The sequence below is a fragment of the Plantactinospora sonchi genome, from assembly GCF_036422035.1.
Classification (GTDB): domain Bacteria; phylum Actinomycetota; class Actinomycetes; order Mycobacteriales; family Micromonosporaceae; genus Plantactinospora; species Plantactinospora sonchi.
Genome location: NZ_JAZGQK010000007.1, coordinates 199,514 through 219,857, shown reverse-complemented (window position 1 = coordinate 219,857; position 20,344 = coordinate 199,514). Strand labels below are relative to the sequence as shown.

Genomic DNA, 20,344 nt, shown 5'->3' with positions numbered 1-20,344 from the left:
CTAGCGGGGGAGGCCGGTCAGGTCGTCGGCCACCACGTCGAACAGCTGTTGCGACTCCCGGTCGGCCGCGTGGTAGGTGTCGCCGGTGGCACCGGCCGCGTTGCCCAGTGCGGACAACCCCAGCCGGGCCTCGGTGACGAAGACGGCCATGGCCTGGGTCTGCGCGACCGAGACGCGCCGGAACCAGTTCGCCTCCTGGAGCTCGGTGTCGATTCCGCGAGCGAGTTCCGGCAGCTCCTGGACGTACCCGACGACGTCCTGTTCAAACACCTCGGACTCGCCGCCGACACCGCCGAACGGGCCGGGACCACCGACCAGCCAGGTGGCGAATTCCTCGTGTGCGGCGGTGTCTGTCCTGACGGTGTCCTCGGCGTATTCCGCCGACGAGGACAGAACCGGGTCGTCACCGGAGAACATCGCCACCTCCAGGGTGGATGGCTGGCGCTACGGAATGATCGATGCGGAGCTGATGCTAACGGTCATGGTCCGTCGGTCGCCAGAGTTAATACACCGAGAACCGGGCCCTGGCTCAACCGTTCGACGACCGTGCTCGGCTGCGGCACCGCCGGCACGGCCTGATAGCCCAGCCGGTCGAGCGCCTCGGAGGAGGCGACCGGGTAACGCCAACCCGTTTCGGTGACCAGATAGACCGTGCCGTCGGCCGCCGTCGGTGTCGCCATCGCCCGTACCAGCACGCCCCGGCCCGGCGCGACGACAACCTCGTCGGCGAGCGGCGTGCCGGCCGCGGAGGATCGGGCGGCCGGCAGGGCCCCGGCGGACGGGTCCCGGGTCGGCACCAGCCCCCCGACGGTGATCTGTCGCCGGTCCGTACCGTCCGCGCTCACCGCGCAGGCCACGCCGCGGCTCCGGCTGGCCGGCACCATGAAGGGCAGTGGGTCGTCCCCACCCAGCAGCGACGGCGCCGGTTCCAGCTGGGTGACCCCGGCGAGTTGCACCGGGTTGAGCGCGACCGGGGGCGAGGTGTCGTCAGCGGTGGCGCGGATCAGCGCCTCCTGGATCTTGGAGATCGGCTGGACACCGGTCGGCCGGGCGACGAACGTCCGGATCCGGTCGCCGTCCGCCACGGTGACGATCTGGCCCACCTTCAGCTGGCCGAGACCGGCGACCTTACCGCCCCGCCCGGTGATCTCCAGCTTGCCCAGGGCGGGCCCGGTCGGGACGGTGGCCAGCCACGCCGGGCTGACCGGCAGGGTGTCGACCTGGTTGATCCGCAACGCCTGGCTCACCGTCGAGCGGTCCCGTACCTCGTGCCGGCGTCCCGCGTGGATGACGCTGAGTTGACCGGTCGAGGTGTCGCTGACCGCGAGCGCCTCGTCGGCCCTCAGCGGTGCCGGCGGGCCGCCGGGACCGGCCGAGGGTGTGACGCCCACCAGGACCACCGCCTGCGGCCGGTCGCCCGGCCGCCCGGACGGCCGGACGCAGAGAGACCAGGGGGTGGTCAGCAGGTCCCGGGCGGACGGTAGTGCGGACGGGGCACCGGGTATCCCGACGGTCATGCCCCGCGGCCAGGTCAACGAGGCCCGGGCGACCCGGATCGGCTTCTCCGACGTGCCACGTAGCAGTGCGGCGGACGTGAAGTTCTCGACGGGATACAGCACCCCGTCGCCACAGACATAGGGGGCACCGCTCTCGGCCTCGATGATGATGCGTTCGCAGGTCCGCCACTGTTTGTTGCCGGCGGGCCGGATGAAGCCGTAGATGCCGACCGCGGCCACGGCGATCACCAGCACCATCACCGAGACCAGGGTGGCGCCGGCCAGCCGACGGCCGGTCCATTCCAGCGGATCCGGCTGGTGGGTCACGAACGACGTGACCAGCCGCTGGTGCAGGAACTGCCGGGAGTGGATGAGGTCCCGCCGGGTCAGCATCGCACCACTCCCGCACCACGCCGCCGGTCGCGGTCGACCGGTGACTCAGCCACTGAGACCCCGCACGTAACCGAAGAACCCGGTCACCGCCGCCGCCAGTACGGCGCTGATCGAGATCAGGACGAACTCGGTGATGTCACCGACCCGGCCGAGCTGCGGCGAGGCCTGCCGGACGGCGTAGGTCCGACCGGCCACGAACACGCCGGCCCCGGCGAGCAGCGCCGTCGCCAGCGTGACCGGCACCAGCCTGGCCCGGTCCGTCGACGAAACGTCCATCCAGGTCATGAACGCCAGCGCCACGACGCCGAGTCCGGCGGCGGACAACAGCGGGAGCCGGTGCCGGACCGCGATGAACGCGCGCGTCCGGAGGGCGCACACCGACACCACCGTGGCGGCGAGCAACCAGGCGACCAGGTCGCCCGTACCCGCCAGCACGGCCACGCTACCCAGCAACGTCGCGCAGATCCCCCAGAGCAGACCGGTCAGCACGCTGTCGCCGCGTCCGACCAGGACGGCGATCTGCCCCGGTGGCGGGATCGGTTCGTCGGGGCCCACCTCGGCGGCCGGCCTCGGCACGTTGGGCACCGGCATGCCCGCCTGGTGCAGGGCGATCCGGGGTAGCCACGGTGAGGCGAGCAGCAGCACCAGCGCGGTGCCGGCCGCGACGGCCGGGACGGTGGTGACCGTACTCAGCATGGTGCCCAGGCCACCGAGCAGACCACAGGTGGCGAGCGCCAGGTGGACCTCGGGGTGTGCCCGGAGCGCGATCAGGTTCAGCACCCCGACCAGTAGCAGCGTGGCGCAGCAGACCAGCAACGAGGCCTGACCCACCCGCGGTGAACCGGTCACCAGCAGTACGGACCCGAGTACGGCGTACCCGTATCCCGCGATCGACAGGACCAGTGGAACACCCTCGCTCTGCGGCAGCCGCGCCACGACGATGGCGCCGACCAGGGTGAGGACCGCGGCACCGACCGACGAGACGCCCGCCGCCGTCCATGGTGGACCAGCCCACCGGACGAGCAGCAGCCCCAGTGCGAGCAGCAGGGCCGTCGCGACGGCACCGGTGAGCCGGGTGTGCCGGTCGCTCCAGGTCGCCCCGGCACGTCTGGCCTCCTGACCCACCGCCTCGGCCAGGTCGTCGAACGCGGGCTCGGGCCAGTGCTGGTCCTGCGGCGAGAGCAGCAGGGTCTCACCGTCGACCACGCCGGACGCCTGCAGCGAGCGGGTCGAGTCGAGCACGCGTCCGTCGAGCCTGCGTAGAACCCAGCCGTGGTGGGCGATTCCCTCGTCCGCGAGGCCGTTGCCACCGTGCCGCAGCAGGGTCGGCAGCAGGGTCACCAGCGGTAGATGCCGGGGCACCGAGAGGTCGGCACGTCGCTGCGGACTCAACAGTACGATGCGGGTCAGCCCCAGCCTTGCCGTCTGCGCCATGACGCTCCACAACGATCGGTTTTCATACGGAGGTTTCGGCCGTGAGCATGGTAGTCCGCAAGCGTCCGGCCCGACGGCCAGCGCCGCCGTATCCCACCGGCGAGATCGTGCTCGAGCCGGCTCCGGAGATTCCGGCGCCGAGCGGACGCGGGTGGGCGCAGATGATGATGCTGCTGCCGATGCTCGCCGGTTCGGTGGCCCTCGCGCTGATGTTCGCCGGTCAGCGTGGCGGACCGCTCGCCTACCTGACCGGTGGGCTCTTCGGCGTGTCCGCCCTCGGCATGCTGCTGGTCCAGCTCTCGATGCACGGCAGCGGCGCGAGCAAGCAGGAGATGCACAACCAGCGCCGGGAATTCCTGTGGGACCTGGACGCGTGCCGGCGGGCGGTCCGCCGGACGATACGGGACCAGCGCGGCGCCGAGTACTACCGTCATCCCGACCCGGGCGGTCTGTGGGCGCTGACGGACAGCGCCCGGCTCTGGGAGCGTCGCCGAGGTGACCTGGACTACTGCCTGGTACGGCTGGGGTTGGGTCCGCGCGAGCTGGCGACCCGGCTGGTCGCCGGCCCGGACACGCCCCCCGAGCGGGCCGAGCCGGTCGCCGCGGCGGCCCTGCGACGGTTCCTCGCGGCCTACCGCGAGGTCTCCGACCTGCCGGTGGTGCTCGCGCTCAACGGATTCGGCCGGATCTACGTACGGGGTGACCTGACCCGTGCCCGCGCGATGGTACGGGCGCTGCTGGCCCAGGCAGCCACCTTCCACGCACCCGAGGATCTGCTGGTGGCGGTCTGTGTGGGCGGCAGTGCCCGGGCCCGGTGGGAGTGGACGAAGTGGCTGCCGCACACCCAGCATCCGGAGGCGGTCGACGCGCTGGGACCGCTCCGCCTCATCTCACCCGGGATCGTCGGGCTGGAGGCGATGATGGAACAGCTCCTGGCCCCGCGTCCGCGCTTCGATCCGAACGCACCCGACTCGCAGCACGGCGGACCGCACATCGTCGTCGTGGTCGACGAGGGCGACATCGGGGGCGCCGACTACCTCACCGCGGAAAGCGGCGTCGAAGGGGTCACCGTCGTTGACCTGTCGACCGAACCGCCCCGCAACCTCGACCGGGCGAACCTCGTCCTGGAGATCGGGGACGACGGGCAACTGACCGCCCGCACCTTCGACGGCACCCGCAGCCTGGGCCACGCCGACCAGCTCGGTCTGGTCGCCGTGGAGGCGCTGGCGCACCAGTTGGCACCGCTGCGGCTCGCCGCCGCCGGCGGGTCCGAGCGGACGATGAACGCGGAGCACGGCCTGACCGACCTGCTCGACATCGCCGACCCACGGACCCTCGACGTCGAGGAGAACTGGGCTCCCCGACCCACCCGCAAGCGGCTGAGGGTGCCGATCGGCATCGGTCCGGGCGGGGAGCAGATCGAGCTGGACCTGAAGGAGTCCGCGCAGGACGGCATGGGTCCGCACGGCCTGCTCATCGGGGCGACCGGTTCCGGGAAGTCGGAACTGCTCCGCACCCTCGTCCTCGCGCTGGCCGTGACGCACCCGCCGGAGACCCTGAACTTCGTGCTCGTCGACTTCAAGGGTGGTGCCACCTTCACCAAGTTGGACCTGCTCCCCCACACCAGCGCGGTCATCACCAACCTCGCCGACGAACTGCCCCTGGTCGACCGGATGACCGACGCGGTCAACGGCGAGCTGGTCCGGCGGCAGGAACTGCTCCGCAGGGCGGGCAACTACCTGTCGCAGCGGGACTACGAACGGGCCCGCACGGCCGGCGCCCCGCTGGCGCCGCTGCCCAGTCTCTTCGTCGTCTGTGACGAGTTCAGCGAACTGCTCTCCGCCAAGCCGGACTTCATCGACATGTTCGTGCAGATCGGCCGGCTCGGTCGGTCGCTCGGAATTCACCTGCTGTTGGCCAGCCAGCGGCTGGAGGAGGGCCGGCTGCGCGGACTCGACACGCACCTGTCGTACCGGATCGGGCTGCGGACGTTCTCCCCCGGGGAGAGTCGGGCCGTGCTCGGGGTGTCGGACGCCTACGAGCTGCCCCGAGCTCCGGGACACGGCTATCTGAAGTTCGGCACCGAGCCGATGATCCGGTTCCGCGCCGCGTACGTCTCGGGCGCCTGGCGCGGCCACGACGAGGTCGGGACCGCCGGACCGGAACCGGAGATCTTCGAGTTCAACTCCGGCTACGTGGCGCAGACCGACCCCCGGGAGACCGGGTCGACGGCGGCCGAGGAGGACCTCGACGAGGACGTGGAGGCGCCGGTCGGCCAGACCCTGCTGGACATCCTGACCGAGCGGCTCGCCGGCAGGGGCGGTCCGGCTCACCAGGTCTGGCTCCCCCCGCTGGCCGAGCCGCCGTCGTTGGACGAGCTGACCGGTCCGGTGGCGGCGCATCCGCAACGCGGCCTCGGCGTACGGGACGAACAACTCGCCGGACAGTTGCTGGTGCCGGTGGCGGTTGTCGACAAACCCTTCGAACAGCGCCGGGACACCCTGACGCTGGACCTGTCCGGCGCCAGCGGGCACGTGGCGATCGTCGGAGCGCCGCAGACCGGCAAGAGCACCCTGCTGCGTACGCTCGTCTGCTCCCTGGCCCTCACCCACACGCCACGCGAGGTGCAGCTGTACTGCCTGGACTTCAGCGGCGGCAGTCTGGCCTCGCTCCAGGGCCTGCCGCACCTCGGCGGGGTCGCGACACGACGCGACGTCAACCGGGTACGCCGTACCGTCGCCGAGGTGTTCGAGGTGCTCAACCACCGCGAGCAGCTCTTCGTCGAGCGCGGCATCGACTCGATGGCGACGTTCCGGCGCCTGTGCCGAGCCGGCGAACTGACCGGGGAGCGGCACGGCGACGTGTTCCTGATCGTCGACAACTGGCAGACCCTGCGCAACGAGTTCGAGGACCTCGAGGAACGGGTCGGCGACCTCGCGAACCGCGGCCTCTCGTACGGGATCCACGTCGTCGCGAGCAGCTCCCGATGGTTCGACCTGCGCGGCTCGATCCGGGAGCTGTTCGGCACCAAGCTGGAGCTGCGACTCGGTGATCCCTCTGACTCGTACATCGACCGGCGGGCGGCGGCGAACGTGCCGGAACAGAGCCCGGGCCGGGGCATCACCCCGGACGGCCACCAGAGCCTGGCGGCGTTGCCCCGGATCGACGGCCGGCCCGACGTCGCGGACCTCGCCGACGGCACCCGGGCCCTGGTCCAGGCCGTACGGGAGGCGTGGCAGGGTCCGACGGCGCCGCCGGTCCGACTGCTGCCGCAGCGGGTGGAATACCAGGAGCTGCTCGTGGGTGGCCCGGACCAGCCCGGGATACCGATCGGGATCGCCGAGCACGACCTGCAGCCGGTACGGCTCGATCTCACCGCCGGCGACCCGCACCTGATCCTGCTCGGGGACAACGAGTGCGGCAAATCCACCTTCCTGCGCGTGCTTGCCCGCGGCATCGTCGACCGGTACGGCCCGAAGGACGCGAAGATCATCGCCATCGACTACCGGCGTGCTCTGCTCGGCGCGGTCCCGGACACCCATCTGCTCGGCTACGGCACCTCGGGCGAGGTCAGCGCCCGTATGATCCAGGACGCCGCGACGGTGATGCAGGAGCGGTTGCCCGGGCCGGACGTCACCGCCGAGCAGTTGCGGGAACGCAGCTGGTGGAAGGGGCCGGAGCTGTTCGTGCTCGTCGACGACTACGACCTCGTCGCCACGGACCGCAACCCGCTGGCCCCACTGCACGACCTTCTCGCGCAGTCCCGGGAGATCGGCCTGCACCTGGTCGTCGTCCGGCGGGCCGGCGGCGCCAGTCGGGCCTTCTACGACCCGATCCTCAAGCGTCTCCGTGAGCTGGCCAGTCCGGGGATCATGATGTCGGGCGACCGCGAAGAGGGAGTCCTGATCGGCAGCGTACGTCCCGGGCCGCTACCGGCCGGTCGGGGTTGGCTGGTGACCCGGAAGGAGGGAACCCGGCTCATCCAGTGTGGATGGCTGGAGCCAGTCGCCTGAACCTGGGTCGTCCGACGCCGACGATGCCCTGTCACCGGTGGCCGTCTGACGCTAATCTCAGCATCGATCTGGGGGCGAGGGGGTTTCGCATGCCGTACCGAATCACGGTCGAGGACACCAACGCGCTGAGTGAGTTCAGCGGGCGGATCAGGTCTGGCGACGTGGCGGCACTGGGCGCCGACGCCGGTCCGAACGCCCTGCTCGAACCGGCTCAGATCCTGCAGAACGTGCCGGTGCCAGGCGACGGTGTGAAGTTCCTGGAGGCCCGCCACTTCGGCGCCAACGCGGTCGCCCAGAGCACGGCGCTGGGCTACTACGCCCAGGATGTCGTCGCCGGCGTCAACGACATGGCACTGTTCACGCTCGGGGCGCACTACCGGTACACCACGGCCGACCTGGAGAGCGCCGACGATCTCCGGAAGGTCGAGGCGCGACTCCGGGACACGGGGCTGGCGGGCCCGAAGGACCCGTACCAGCCCACCGCGCCATACGCCGACCGGGGCTGGGACGAGGTGGAGAAACTCCGCGAGGCGCACCGGGCGGGTATGGCCGCCACCGGCACCCATGCGAACGACTACTACGCCGGCTCGGAGGTACCGACCGGGGACGGCGGCACGACCGACTGGACGGCGGGCCTGAGCCGATGGGATCCGCTCACCCTCGGGCACGCCTTCGAGCGGGTCCTCGCGACGGTCACCAACGAGCCGGCCGGCGTGATCACCAGCCTGGCCAAGGGGTGGCAGGACGTCGCCACCCGGCTCGGCAAGGTCGCGTCTCAGGTCCGCAAGGAGGCCGGCGACCTGAAGGGCGGCTGGGACGGCCCCTCCGCCGAAATGTTCATCCAGCGGACGAACGAGTCGGTCTCCTCGATGACCGAGTGGGCTCGGGTCACCGAGTGGCGCGCCGGGTGGATGCGCGACATCCAGGCCAAGCTCTCCTGGTTGCAGGGCGAGCTGGAGAAGCAGCTGACGGACTACCACCGGTACAAGCCGCTGCAGGTGGAGGCCTACTACCGCCACCATACTGGAGGTAGGGAGTGGCGCGAACTCTTCATAGAGACCTCCCAGTACCTGCGGCAACTGGACGACTGGGCGATCCAGCAGGGCACGTGGCTGGGTCAGACCTTTCTCGGTGGCGGTGCCTGGGTCTCGCTGCCGAAGTATCCGGCGCTGGCGAAACAACAGGGGCCGCCGCCGGGTTACCGCGCGGACGGCCAGCCGCGGACCCCGGGCGGGCCGGGCGGCGTCCCGGGGGTGCCCGGCGGCGGTGGCGCCCCGAAAGCCCCCGGTGGTGGCGCGCCGGCGGTACCCACCGGCCACCAGGACGCGCTGCGGAAGCAACAGGAGGATCTGCGGAAGCAGGCCCAGCGACTTCGCGACGAGCAGGAGCGCCGGCAGAAGGAGTACAACGATGCCGTACGCAAGCTCAACGAGGACGCGAAGAAGCAGCAGGATGCGCTGAACCAGCAGCAACAGGAGCTCCAGCAGCAGCAGAGGCAACAACAGCAGCAGCTGGAGGAGCAGTTGGGGCAGCTGCCGCCGGCAGGTCAGCAGCCGCAGCTGCCCGGACAGCAGGACCTGGAGGACATGCGCCGGCAACTCGACGACCTCCTCGGACAGCAGCCGCAGCCCGGCAACGTCGGCGCCCCGGCACCCCCGTCCTTCGTCCCGCCTCCGCTGCCCGCCGGGATCGGAGCCGGCGGGTCGGGCCTCGGGTCCACCGGTTCCGGCCTGGGCGGGTCGGGGATCGGTGGTGGTCGACCAGCCGGCTCGATCGGCATCCCCGCCTCGGGAGCGGTGGATCTGATGGGTCGGGCCGGAGCGACGGCCGCGACGACCAGCGTCGGCGGTGCCGCGCTCTCCGGTCGCGGCACACCCGGTCCAGCCGGCATTCCTTTCATGCCGCCGATGCAGCCTCCGATGGCCGGCGCCGGTGGGGGGTCACCGGCGCTGGGTGGCCGACGCAGCCGGCCCGTCCTGCCGGGCGAGACGTCGCAACAGCCGACGGCGAAGCCACGCGTCGTCGATCCCGAGGGCGACGGTACGACCGCGGCCCGGCGACACCGCGACGGTGACCGCCGGGCGGTGGTGACCGAACCGGTCCGGGCACCGGAGGTGGACGCCGGGCAGGCACTGGGCCGACTGGCCTGACGTCGCGTCCGGTCTCGACCGGTTTCCGTCCTGCTAGAGTCCCCTCAGGAACCTCGCCGTCCTTCCGATCCCCTCTGCGGAGCCATGACACACACCGTTCAGGTCTCGGCTGCCTTGCCCGGGGCGTACCCCACCATCACCGACGCGGTCCAGCAGGCCCCCGACGGATCCGCGATCATGGTTGCGCCCGGCGAGTACCACGAGAACCTGACCCTCAACGGTCGCCGGGTGAGCATCGTCGCGAGCGGCGGATCGGGCACGGTGACGCTGGTGGCCCGTAACCCGGCGGCACCGGTGTTCGACTGTAGACAGTCCACGGTGGAGTTGGCGGACCTGGTTCTGCAAGGGGCGGACGAACCGACCGTCAGCGCCACCGGCGGGTCCATCACGATGCGCGACTGTGTCGTCTCGGCCGGCCCGGCGGCAGCCGTACGGGTGAGTTCCCGGGGCCGGTTCGAGCTCACCCGATGCAAGGTGTCGCAGGCCCACGTCGGCCTCTACCTCGACAACTGCGCGGGCACCGTCACCGACTGCCAGATCACCAACGTGGTGGAGGACGGGGTCATCATCCGCTCCGCCGACCCGGTATTACGTAACTGCACCATCACCGACTGCGGCTACCGGGGCGTTTACATCTACGAGTATTCCCGTCCCACCGTGGAGAACTGCGAGGTCGCCCGGGTCGGGGAGGTAGGCATCGCGGTCGCCCAGCAGAGTGCGCCGGTGCTGCGCGGTTGCTGGGTGCACGACGCCCGCGGGGTCGGCATCAGCCTCGGCGTCGACTGCGGCGGTGAGCTGGTCGACTGCCGGACCGAGTCGACCGCCTCCCCCGGTGTCCTGGTACCGCCCGGCTCCCGCGCCGAGGTCACCACCAGCGACCGCCGTCGCCGGGCCCAGATCGGGGCCAGCGAGCGCGCGGGGGCCGCCGACGACGGGAAGGTGGACCGGCTGCTCGCCGAACTCGACGCACTGATCGGGCTGCCCGGGGTGAAACGCGAGGTCCGGGCGATCGTCGACGAGATCCAGGTGAACGAGTGGCGACGCAGCGGCGGCCTCACCGTCGCGCCCACCACCAACCACATGATTTTCGCCGGCGCCCCGGGCACGGGCAAGACCACCGTGGCCCGGCTGTTCGGCCAACTCCTCTCCGCGCTGGGCGTGCTGCCGCAGGGTGCGGTCAAGGAGGTCGCTCGACGGGACCTGGTCGGACAGTACCTCGGCCACACCGCCGAGAAGACCAACGCGGCGTTCGAGTCGGCGCTCGGCGGAGTGCTGTTCATCGACGAGGCGTACACGCTGTCCCGCTCCACCGGCTCCGCCGACTTCGGCCAGGAGGCGATCGACACCCTGGTCAAGCTGATGGAGGACCACCGGCACGAGGTGGCGGTCATCGTCGCCGGATACACCGACGAGATGCACCAGTTCCTCGACGCCAACCCGGGGCTCGCGTCCCGGTTCAACAAGACGATCGAATTCGAGAACTACACCGGCGAGGAGCTCGCCCAGATCTTCACCTCGATGGCCGAATCCAACGAGTACGCGATCACCGAGGCGGTCCGGCACGGCCTGGTTCGGTACTTCGGCGAGCGTATGGGCGACCGCAACTTCGGCAACGGCCGCGAGGCGCGCAAGCTCTTCGAGAGCATGCGCAAAACCCAGGCGCAGCGGCTGCGCCAACTCCGCCGGATGCCCACCGCCGAGGAACTCCAGCTGTTGCTGCCGGAAGACCTCGAAGAGGCGACGAGGGCCTAGTGTCCTGAGTCCGTAGTTCCTGTTAGTTCTGGTATGGGTGATGGTCGCGGGCCGAAGTTGGCCCTGCTGGAGTTGACGGACGCCGAGCGGGAGGCGTTGACGCGTCGGCGTACGACGGCGCAGGCCCTCGCGATGCGGGCGAGGATCATCCTGGCCTGTGCCCGGGGTTTGTCGAACAGCGAGGTGTCACGACTGCTCGGTGTGTCGTTGCCGACGGTCGGTACGTGGCGGTCGCGGTTCGTGGTCCGTCGGGTTGACGGGTTGTATGACGAGCCGCGTCCGGGTCGTCCGCGCCAGGTCAGCGATGCGGCTGTGGAACGGGTGACCGTGGGGACGTTGGAGTCGACGCCGCGTCACGCGACGTACTGGTCGAGCCGGTCGATGGCCGCGGCGACGGGGCTGTCGCAGTCGACGGTGTCGCGGATCTGGCGGACGTTCGGGTTGCAGCCGTGGCGGGCCGAGCGCCAGCGCACCAGCCGTGTCGCGTCGCCGCCGTGGGCGAGGGCGAGGTTCTTCAGGCTGCGGGCGGGTTGCGGGTAGCGCGGAGTGAGATGCTTGCCGACGCCGGTGTAGGGAACCTGAACAGGCTGGACGTCACCGGAGTGAGCGGTGGTAGACGATGTTGTCCCCACGATGTAGCTGATGCCGCGTTCGGTCAGGCCCTGGCGGAACTCGGCGATCTGACCGTAGCCGGCGTCGGCGGGTCAGCAGCGGCGGGTGTAGTCCCCACCCGGCCAACTCGTCGAGCATTTCCAGGGCCATCATCCACTCCGGCCGGTACCGCTCACCTTCGGGCAGCTTCGAGGCTGCCCGCCGCCGTAAGATCTGCTCAATCTGCCGGGCGGGCGGCAGCCGCAGGCGCGTGTGTGCCTTTTTCGCTCCGGCCCGGTCACGGGTGACCGGTTGCTGACGCAGCCTGCGGGCATGCGGGTTCGCGATCTTCCCGTCGGTGTCGGGGACACAGGACTCGTCCCAGGACTCCGGTACGAACAGCCGCCCGACGTACGCTGCCGCTGCCGGTTGAGCAGGTCGTGCAGGACATCAACCTGTTCCTGCGCGGCTGGGCCGGGTACTTCCGCTACGGACACTCGGCCGAACGCCTCAGCAAGACCAGACACTAGGTGCGGATGCGGCTCGCGCTGTTCGTCAGCAAACGCCACCGCCGTAGCCGACGTCACGGAATTCTGGGCCGACGACGGACCGCGAGGGAAGGTTGAAAGGTCCGGTGTGTGCCCGTGCCGGCTCGCGCGGGACAGGCACACACCGGCCTGGACGGTCATCGGCCGCTCCCGAGGGAGCGCAGCACCGGGGACCCGGTCATGTCGCGCGTTCGAGGGCGAGGTCCGCGAGTGTCTTGCGGTGTTCCTCGCGGATGCGTAGCCAGGCTTCGCGCAGGTGTCGTTCCTCGGTGGTGGGGCTGCCGATGGCCATCCGGAGCAGGACCCGCCCGTCCACTTTGGTATGCGTCAGGTACAGGGCGCCGCTGGCGTTGAGCGACTCCATCAGCCGGGTTGTCGCGTCGTTCGCCTCGCCCGTGGAAAGCTCAGGCCATCGGGGACGGAGGCACACCAGGCTGAGCACCTGTGGTTCGTGCAGTTCGAAGTCGGGGTCCCGGGCTACCCAGGTGGCGAACTCGGTCGCCAACGCGGCGCCGGTGCGGATGTGGTCGCGCAGGCCGTCGGCGCCGTACCAACGCATCACCGCCCACAGTTTCAGCGCTCGGAACCTGCGGCCGAGCGGGATCTGCCAGTCGCGGTAGTCGATGACCGCACCGGAGGACGTCGCGCGGTTGCGAAGGTACTCCGGCTGGATCGACATCGCATCGAGCAGAGGCGCCCGGTCGGCGACCCAGAGCACCGAACAGTCGAAGTTGGTGAGCAGCCACTTGTGCGGATTGGTGACGTAGGAGTCGGCGTATTCGGCCACGCCGTCGTTGACCCACCGCAGTTCGGGACAGACCGCAGCAACGCCCGCGTACGCGGCGTCGACATGCAGCCACACCTCACGTTCCCGGCACACCTCCCCAATCGCACGCACGGGGTCGATCGCCGCGGTCGAGGTGGTGCCGACGGTGGCACAGACCATTACTGGGATCGCGCCATCGGCGAGGTCCGTGGCGAGCATCCGGTCCAGGGCGGTGGCGTCCATCGCCAGTGTTGCCGGGTCGACCGGTACCTTCCGAACGTTGTCGGCGCCCAGCCCGACGATGCGCGCTGCCTTCTCCAGCGACGAATGCGTCTCGGAGGACACGTACAGGGTGTGGCGGCCGGTGATCCCGGCGTGTGCGGTGACCCCGCCGGTAGCCCGGCTGAGGGCCGCCAGAGTCGCGAGCAGGCTCGCGCTGGACGCCGAGTCCTGGATGACGCCGCCGCCGGTGGCGTCGGTCCGGAAGTGCCGGGGTAGGCCCAGTAGCTCCGCGAGCCAGTCCACAGCCACGGTTTCCAGTTCGGTGCAGGACGGACTGGTGGCCCACAGCATCCCCTGAACACCGAGGCCGCTGGACAGCAGGTCGCCGAGGATCGCGGCCCCGCTGGTGTTGGAGGGGAAGTAGGCGAAGAATCTCGGATGCTGCCAGTGGGTGACGCCAGGCAGCAGCGTCCGGTCGAGATCGGCGAGGATCTCGGTGAAGCTCGAACCGCATTCTGGAGGGCTCACCGGCAACGCTCTGCGCACGTCGCCAGGGGCGACCTGTGCTCTCACCGGGAACGATTCGATGTTGGAGAGATAGTCGGCGATCCAGTCGATGACCTGCTTCCCGTGCCGTCGGAACTCCTCCGGCGTCATATGGCGACTCATCGGACGGCCGCCGGTTCGCTCGGGCGCCTTGTTCCCTCAAGCTGACCGAGGGCTGGACAGAGTCGCACTGGGATCCTCCCGATGGGTTCCGGTTCAGACGGCTGGGGATGTCGAGGTTGCCGATCAGAGAAGGCCCTTCAAACGCCGCTCGATCCTTTGGCTGGATACGAGCCGGGCGACGGCACCGAGCGGGCCGAGGCTGATGACACCGAAGTGCAGATTTCACGCATCTCGTAGCAGGAAAGTTCTCTCATATCCCGGTCCGGGGCAGGTCCAGCAGGCCGACGCGGGTCGATCAGGAACCGCCGTTCAGTTCGGCGGGCTCCGTCGGCGGTCGTCGTCATGGCTGGCTCGGGTTAGCGACCGGCGCGCTGCGCGGCGAGGAACTGGTGTTGGACATTGTCCCGAAACCGGGCGTCGACGAGGACGTCCGACGCCGTACAGGCCAGCGCCTCAGCGGCCGCGAGCAGGGCGTTTCGCGCGCGAGGGCTTTTTGCCGCCGCGGCAAACTCGGCGGTGTGGTCGGAGACCGCCGTGTCGGCGATGGCGACCAGCGGGTGGATGGTCGGAACCACTGTGCTGACGTTGCCAATGTCCGAGGAGCCGAGGAAGACGTCGGGTTGCGGCGGGTCGGCCGCGATACCGGCGCGATCCAGGTGCGCGGCGAACCGGTCCGCAAGCGGCTCGTTGTTGCGGAAATGGTCGTAGGTCGGGCCGGCTGTCCGCACCTCCACGGTGGCTCCCACGGCGCGTGCCGCCCGGTTCGCGTACTCGGCGATGGTCTCGCGCAGTGAGGTCAGGCCGGGCGAGGTGGACGAACGCACCGCGAAACGCGCCTCGGCGTGATCGGGGATGATGTTGGTCGCGGTTCCACCGTGGGTGATGATGCCGTGGATGTTGCTTCCCGCCGGCAAGTGCTTGTTTTGCGCCATAATGGCGGTGAAAGCCCGAACCAGTGCGTCGAGTGCGTTGATCCCGCCGGCGGGATCGCCGGTCGGGTGGGCCGCGCGGCCATGCATCGCCACGGTCACTTCGGTGAACGCCGTCAGCATGGGGGCGGACCAGGTGCGCCCGGCGGGGTGGAACATCAGTGCGGCGTCGACACCGTCGAACACTCCGTGTTCGACCTCGGTCACCTTGCCGCCGCCGCGTTCCTCAGCAGGCGTGCCGATGGCCAGCACTGTGCCGTCGGGGGTAGGCACCGCCCGGGCCAGCGCGATCGCGGCACCGAGTCCGGCGGCGGCGATCAGGTTGTGGCCACAGGCGTGTCCGAGGTCGGGAAGCGCATCGTACTCCATGAGCAGCGCGACCCGCGGTGCGCAACCACGGCCGAAGGTGCCGGTGAACGCGGTCGGTAGTCCGGCGACGCCGGTCGTGATGGCGAAGCCGGCCGACGCCAGCTCATCCGACAGGACCCTCGCCGCGTGGTGCTCGGCGAACGCCAACTCAGGGCGCGCGTGCAGGGCCGTGCTGATCTCCCACAGCCGGTCGGCCATGCCGGTGATCGCGGTGTGGATGCGGGCGTACCGATCGGGGTCGGTCATCTCGGTCACCGCGCCGCCGGGTAGCAGATCAGCTCGATGAGGTTGCCGTCCGGATCCCGGGTGTAGACGCTGCGGCCTGTGCCCCGGGCACCCTCTTGGTCGACCGGCCCGAACTCGACCGGCTGGCCGTGGTCGAGCAGGTGCTGGCGGGCCGTGTCAACGTCAGCATCCCAGACAAAACACAGGTCGAGGGTGCCCGGTCGCGCGTGGGCGGCGCGCGGCACCAGGTCTCCGCCGGCACCGTGCACGTTGATCTTGTGGGTGCCGAAGTGCAGGACGGGGTAATCGGCTTCGCCCTGCCGCCATGCGGTCAGGTCACGCACCTCCGCACCGAGCACCCGGTGGTACCAGTCGAGCGTGGTGGATACGTCCTCCGCCACCAGCACGAGGTGATCGAACGCCAGGACGGTCATGCCCACATCAACCCCATCTTGGTCGACCAAACTTGATTGGTCGAAAACCGTACAACACCCGTCAGCGAAGGTAAATAGCCGGTTGATGGACTACCGGCCACCTGCCATACTTCATCAGGCCAGCATTTTCGTTAACAAAGCTGGAGGTCTGGACGGCTCGCAGGCGGTGGAAGCCGCAACGAGGCCCGCTCGCCAGCACTACTGGGCGCGGGGAACCCGCGCGGCGGCAAGTGGTTGCCCGACGGTAGGCCCACCACGGCTCGACCATGGAAGCCCTGACGGGGCGCCGGGCTGAGTAGCACGCTGTGCACCGCAGGATCACCGGTTCCGGCAACGAAGGGCCACTAATGCAGAAGTCGCCGATGGAAGACTCGCCACGACCGAAGCCCCTGGGCAGTCTGGGCGCTGGGATCACCGTCGAACTGCGGAACATGATCATGTCCGGTGTGTTGAAGCCCGGGCAGCGGCTGATCGTGCAGGAGCTGGCCGACCACTTCGACATCAGCCGCGGCCCCATCCGCGACTCGTTGCGTGTGCTGCAGTCCGAGGGGCTTGTCGTGCCCCACGCCGGCCGCGGTGTACAGGTGGCGACCCTGACCGCGCGCGAAGCCAGGGAGACCATCGCCATCCGCCAGGCCGTGGAGCCCGTCGCGGCTCGCTTCGCAATGACCCGGCACAGCAAGGAACTCCGCCACGAACTCGTCAACCGACTCGACGCGATGCGGAAGGCCGCCGCCGATGAGGACTGGAGCGCCATCGTCACCACCGACATGGAGCTGCACGGCGCGTTCTACGAGCTATCCGGCGTTCGGCGGCTGCAACAGCTGTGGGTCAGTATGCGCCTGCCGGTGCTTCACACCTTCCGCCTGCACCGGCACTACTACTCCTCGACACAAACGTTGCTCACCGAACACGAACACCTGGTCCAGCTGGTCGGCATGGGCAATCGAGACCTCGTCGGGCACTTCCTCAATCAGCACGTCGGTGGCCTGGTCGAGGACCTGGCCACCGCACTCGACGATGGCGTGGCGCCGTTCGCCCCCGCCTTCAGGGTTGACGGCCCCACCGACTGACTGAAACAGCCCTACAAAGCGACACACCGGAACAACCCAACAAAGCACTACTAGGGCACCGCCCTCGGCACCACACCTGATCGGAGACGAGCCCCGGTCGACCGGCCGGAGCACCGGCACCGACCGAACCGGGGCGGCCACCGCGACGAGGCGGCCGGAGCGCGGGTGGACCGTACGGGTGGTGGATCCGATCGTCCGGCGGGCTGGCCGCCGGCACCGCAGGCAGGGATTCTGTCGGTCACCCTCGTCATACTGACCGCGGCAGCACCCTACCCAGCGGAGGGATCGATCATGACAGCCCTGCTCGCGATCGGCACCGGCAAGGGCCTCTTCCTCGCCACCAGCGACGACGGACGGGCCAGTTGGCAGGTCAGTGGACCGCACTTCCCGATGACCGGGGTCTACTCGGTCGCCATCGACACCCGCCGGCCCACGCCCCGACTGCTCGCCGGAGTCACCAGCTCGCATTTCGGCCCGGCTGTCGCCACCAGCGACGACCTCGGTGCGACCTGGCAGGAACCCGCCGAGGCACCGTTGGCGTTCCCCGCCGACGCCGGCGTCAGTCTGGAACGGGTGTGGCAGCTCGCACCCGGCCCGGCCGACGAGCCGGACGTGGTCTACGCGGGCACCCAGCCGTCCGCGCTTTTCCGATCGGTCGACGGCGGCGTCCACTACGAGCTGGTCCGCCCGCTCTGGGACCATCCGCACCGCAAGCAGTGGGGCGAGGGCTTCGGCGGCCAGGCCATCCACACCGTGCTGCCGCATCCTGCCGACCCGGCCCGGGTCCTGGTCGCCATGTCGACCGGCGGGGTCTACGCCACGGACGACGGCGGCGAGACCTGGCGCCCGCAGAACACCGGCATCCGGGCCTACTTCCTGCCCGACGAGTGGCCGGAGTTCGGCCAGTGCGTGCACAAGGTGGCCCGGGACGCCGCCGATCCCGAACAGCTCTACGCGCAGAACCACCACGGCGTGTACCGCTCCCGGGACGGGGGCGTCAACTGGGAGTCGATCGCCGACGGGCTGCCGAGCGACTTCGGCTTCCCGATGGTGGCCCATCCGCGCCACGGCGGAACGATCTTCACCTTCCCGCTGAAGGCGGACGGCGAGCGCTTCCCGGTTGATCGGCGGTGCCGGGTCTTCCGCTCCACCGACGCCGGCCAGACCTGGGAGTCGGCCTCGCAGGGGCTGCCGACCGGGCCCTACCACCCCGCTGTGCTCCGCGACGCGATGTGCGTGGACGACGCCACCCCGGCCGGCGTCTACTTCGGCACCCGCGCCGGCGAGGTCTACGCCAGCCGCGACGAGGGGGACTCCTGGTCGCTGGTCGCCGCCCACCTGCCCGACGTGCTCTGCGTCCGGGCCGCGCAGGTGTAGCGATGGTGACCGTACTCGTACCGGCCGCACTGCGCGGTGAGGCGGACGGCGAAAGCCGGTTGGCGGTCACCAGCGCCGGCACGCTCCGGGCCGTCCTCGACGAGATGGCGGCCCGCTGGCCCCGACTGACCCGGCGCCTCCGCGACGAGCAGGGCGAGCTCCGCCGTTACATCAACGTGTACGTCGACGGCGAGGACTGCCGACATGTCGGTGGCCTCGACACGCCGGTCGGCGACGACGCCGAGGTCCAGGTGATCCCCTCGGTCGCCGGCGGCTGACCCGGCCGATCGACGGACTGCACACCGGGACGGCGAGCTCACGCCGACCGGCGGGCTCACTCCGGCTGGCGACTACGCCGGTCAGGGGCTGACCCGGCCTATCGGCCGACTTCAACCCGGGCCGGCGGGCCCACGGGCGGTGGGTCGGTCGGGGCCGACTCGCCGTGGGCAAGGGTCGGCGCGTCGCGGGCGGGCGGGTCCGCCGGCGGCTGGCAGCACGCCCGGGGTTGTCCGCGACTCGGGGTGCGAACGGTCGTTGGCCGGCCTAACGTGAAGGTGGTGGTCACCTGCCCGGTGCCAGCCGGTCGGACTCCGTTTCCGCTCCCGGCACCGGGTGGAGGTGAGGTGGGCTGGCGGCCCGGTACGGCCGTCGGCCGAACGTGTTGGACCAGCCCTTCGAGGGATCGCCGCACACGTCGACCGGCGTCTCGTTGTGGAGGCTATGCATGTCCGACTGGCGTTCGCGGGCTCTGCGTCCGGCGAAGCGCGCCCTGCGCCGCTCCCAGGACCGGTACCCGCAGTCGCCGCCGGAACTCTCGATGGACCCCCGGGGAGCCGAGGCGGCCGCGCCGCCGGTCGAGGAGAGCATGGTCACCTCGGCGATCTACCGGGACGGCGTACGGATCGACGGGCCGCCCAGCCTGTCGGAGACCTGTCGCCGGCTGCGGGAACAACCGGGCACGATGGCCTGGATCGGGTTGTACCGGCCGTCCGAGCGCCAGCTGCTCACCATCGCGGAGGAGTTCGGCCTGCACGAGCTGGCCGTCGAGGACGCCATCGTCGCGCACCAACGCCCGAAGCTGGAGCGGTACGGCGACACCCTGTTCGTGGTGCTCCGGGCCGCCCGCTACCTGGACGAGGCCGAGGAGGTGGACTTCGGCGAGGTGCACGTCTTCGTCGGCGCGAACTTCGTGCTGACCGTACGACACGGGCAGGCCCCCGACCTGACGGCGGTACGCGGACGGATGGAGCACGACCCGGAGCTGCTCCGACGTGGCCCGGAGGCGGTGCTGTACGCGATCCTGGACAGCGTGGTCGACGGCTACGCCCCGGTGGTCGGCGGGCTGCAGAACGACATCGACGAGATCGAGACGGAGGTGTTCGGCGGCGAACCCCGGGTGACCCGACGGATCTACGAGCTGTCCCGCGAGGTCATCGAGTTCCAGCGGGCGACCCGACCACTGCTCGACATCCTGAAGGGCCTCGAGGCCGGGTTCGACAAGTACGCCACCGACGAGGAACTACGCCGCCTTCTCGCCGACGTGGCCGACCACGCCACCACCGCCTCCGAACGGGTGAACGAGTTCCGGCAGATCCTGGCCGACATCCTCACCCTGAACGCCACCCTGGTCTCGCAGGCACAGAACGAGGAGGTCAAGAACCTCACCCAGGCGAGCTACGCGCAGAACGAGGAGATCAAACGGATCTCCTCGTGGGCCGCGATCCTGTTCGCCCCCACCCTGATCGGCACCGTGTACGGGATGAACTTCGACCACATTCCCGAGCTGCACTGGAGTTTCGGCTATCCGTACGCGCTGTTCCTGATGCTGGTGGTCTGCACCACGCTCTACCTGATCTTCAAACGCCGCGACTGGCTCTGACCGCCGGCCGCCGCTGCCAGCCGC

15 protein-coding genes and 1 pseudogene are annotated in these 20,344 nt (G+C 70.2%); 9 read left to right on the top strand and 7 right to left on the bottom strand.

Features of this window, described 5'->3' with window-relative positions; genetic code table 11:
• The 3 genes from V1633_RS10250 to eccD all read right to left on the bottom strand — a co-directional run bounded on the left by V1633_RS10250 (position 1) and on the right by eccD (position 3,323).
• Entirely contained in the window at positions 1–417 is a 417-nt protein-coding gene (locus V1633_RS10250; RefSeq protein ID WP_331213992.1) for a hypothetical protein, read from the bottom strand.
• Positions 418–479: 62 nt separating this feature from the next.
• Entirely contained in the window at positions 480–1,889 is a 1,410-nt protein-coding gene (gene eccB / locus V1633_RS10245; protein ID WP_331213991.1) for a type VII secretion protein EccB, read from the bottom strand.
• 45 nt (positions 1,890–1,934) lie between these two features.
• Complete coding sequence (gene eccD, locus V1633_RS10240; RefSeq protein ID WP_331213990.1) at positions 1,935–3,323, bottom strand: type VII secretion integral membrane protein EccD; 1,389 nt, start codon at positions 3,321–3,323, stop codon at positions 1,935–1,937.
• 41 nt (positions 3,324–3,364) lie between these two features.
• Here eccD and eccCa point away from each other — a divergent pair, with 41 nt between their 5' ends.
• The 4 genes from eccCa (at position 3,365) to V1633_RS10220 (ending at position 11,778) form a co-directional block, all read left to right on the top strand.
• Entirely contained in the window at positions 3,365–7,336 is a 3,972-nt protein-coding gene (gene eccCa, locus V1633_RS10235; protein WP_331213989.1) for a type VII secretion protein EccCa, read from the top strand.
• Positions 7,337–7,425: 89 nt separating this feature from the next.
• Positions 7,426–9,486 (top strand): hypothetical protein, encoded by a 2,061-nt coding sequence (locus tag V1633_RS10230; protein ID WP_331213988.1) that lies wholly within the window; start codon positions 7,426–7,428, stop codon positions 9,484–9,486.
• Between the two features lie 84 nt (positions 9,487–9,570).
• Complete coding sequence (locus V1633_RS10225) at positions 9,571–11,238, top strand: right-handed parallel beta-helix repeat-containing protein (protein WP_331213987.1); 1,668 nt, start codon at positions 9,571–9,573, stop codon at positions 11,236–11,238.
• Between the two features lie 33 nt (positions 11,239–11,271).
• Complete coding sequence (locus tag V1633_RS10220; RefSeq protein ID WP_331213986.1) at positions 11,272–11,778, top strand: helix-turn-helix domain-containing protein; 507 nt, start codon at positions 11,272–11,274, stop codon at positions 11,776–11,778.
• Here the strand turns inward: V1633_RS10220 and V1633_RS10215 are convergent.
• Positions 11,700–12,240 (bottom strand): annotated as a pseudogene (locus V1633_RS10215) (transposase); the annotation flags it as partial. The gene V1633_RS10220 and the pseudogene V1633_RS10215 sit on opposite strands and share 79 nt — an antisense overlap.
• 29 nt (positions 12,241–12,269) lie before the next feature.
• Here V1633_RS10215 and V1633_RS10210 point away from each other — a divergent pair.
• A complete protein-coding gene (locus V1633_RS10210) occupies positions 12,270–12,359 on the top strand; it encodes a group II intron maturase-specific domain-containing protein (protein ID WP_331213985.1) in 90 nt (29 codons plus the stop codon).
• 196 nt (positions 12,360–12,555) lie between these two features.
• Here V1633_RS10210 and V1633_RS10205 read toward each other — a convergent pair whose 3' ends face one another.
• The 3 genes from V1633_RS10205 to V1633_RS10195 all read right to left on the bottom strand — a co-directional run bounded on the left by V1633_RS10205 (position 12,556) and on the right by V1633_RS10195 (position 15,991).
• Positions 12,556–14,022, bottom strand: a complete 1,467-nt coding sequence (locus tag V1633_RS10205) for a pyridoxal-dependent decarboxylase (RefSeq protein ID WP_331213984.1) — start codon at positions 14,020–14,022, stop codon at positions 12,556–12,558.
• Positions 14,023–14,390: 368 nt separating this feature from the next.
• Positions 14,391–15,578: a M20 family metallopeptidase gene (locus V1633_RS10200; protein ID WP_331214200.1), complete on the bottom strand. Its 1,188-nt coding sequence runs from the start codon at positions 15,576–15,578 to the stop codon at positions 14,391–14,393.
• A gap of 5 nt (positions 15,579–15,583) precedes the next feature.
• Complete coding sequence (locus tag V1633_RS10195) at positions 15,584–15,991, bottom strand: VOC family protein (protein ID WP_331213983.1); 408 nt, start codon at positions 15,989–15,991, stop codon at positions 15,584–15,586.
• Between the two features lie 305 nt (positions 15,992–16,296).
• On the opposite strand from V1633_RS10195, the gene V1633_RS10190 reads away from it, so the two are divergent.
• The 4 genes from V1633_RS10190 (at position 16,297) to V1633_RS10175 (ending at position 20,320) form a co-directional block, all read left to right on the top strand.
• Positions 16,297–17,064, top strand: coding sequence for a GntR family transcriptional regulator (locus tag V1633_RS10190; protein WP_331213982.1), 768 nt, complete (start codon positions 16,297–16,299; stop codon positions 17,062–17,064).
• 291 nt (positions 17,065–17,355) lie between these two features.
• Positions 17,356–18,441: a WD40/YVTN/BNR-like repeat-containing protein gene (locus V1633_RS10185; RefSeq protein ID WP_331213981.1), complete on the top strand. Its 1,086-nt coding sequence runs from the start codon at positions 17,356–17,358 to the stop codon at positions 18,439–18,441.
• A 2-nt stretch (positions 18,442–18,443) separates the two neighbouring features.
• On the top strand, positions 18,444–18,719 hold the full coding sequence (locus tag V1633_RS10180) for a ubiquitin-like small modifier protein 1 (protein ID WP_331213980.1): 276 nt from the start codon (positions 18,444–18,446) through the stop codon (positions 18,717–18,719).
• 446 nt (positions 18,720–19,165) lie between these two features.
• Positions 19,166–20,320: a magnesium and cobalt transport protein CorA gene (locus V1633_RS10175; protein ID WP_331213979.1), complete on the top strand. Its 1,155-nt coding sequence runs from the start codon at positions 19,166–19,168 to the stop codon at positions 20,318–20,320.
• Positions 20,321–20,344: the final 24 nt, after the last annotated feature.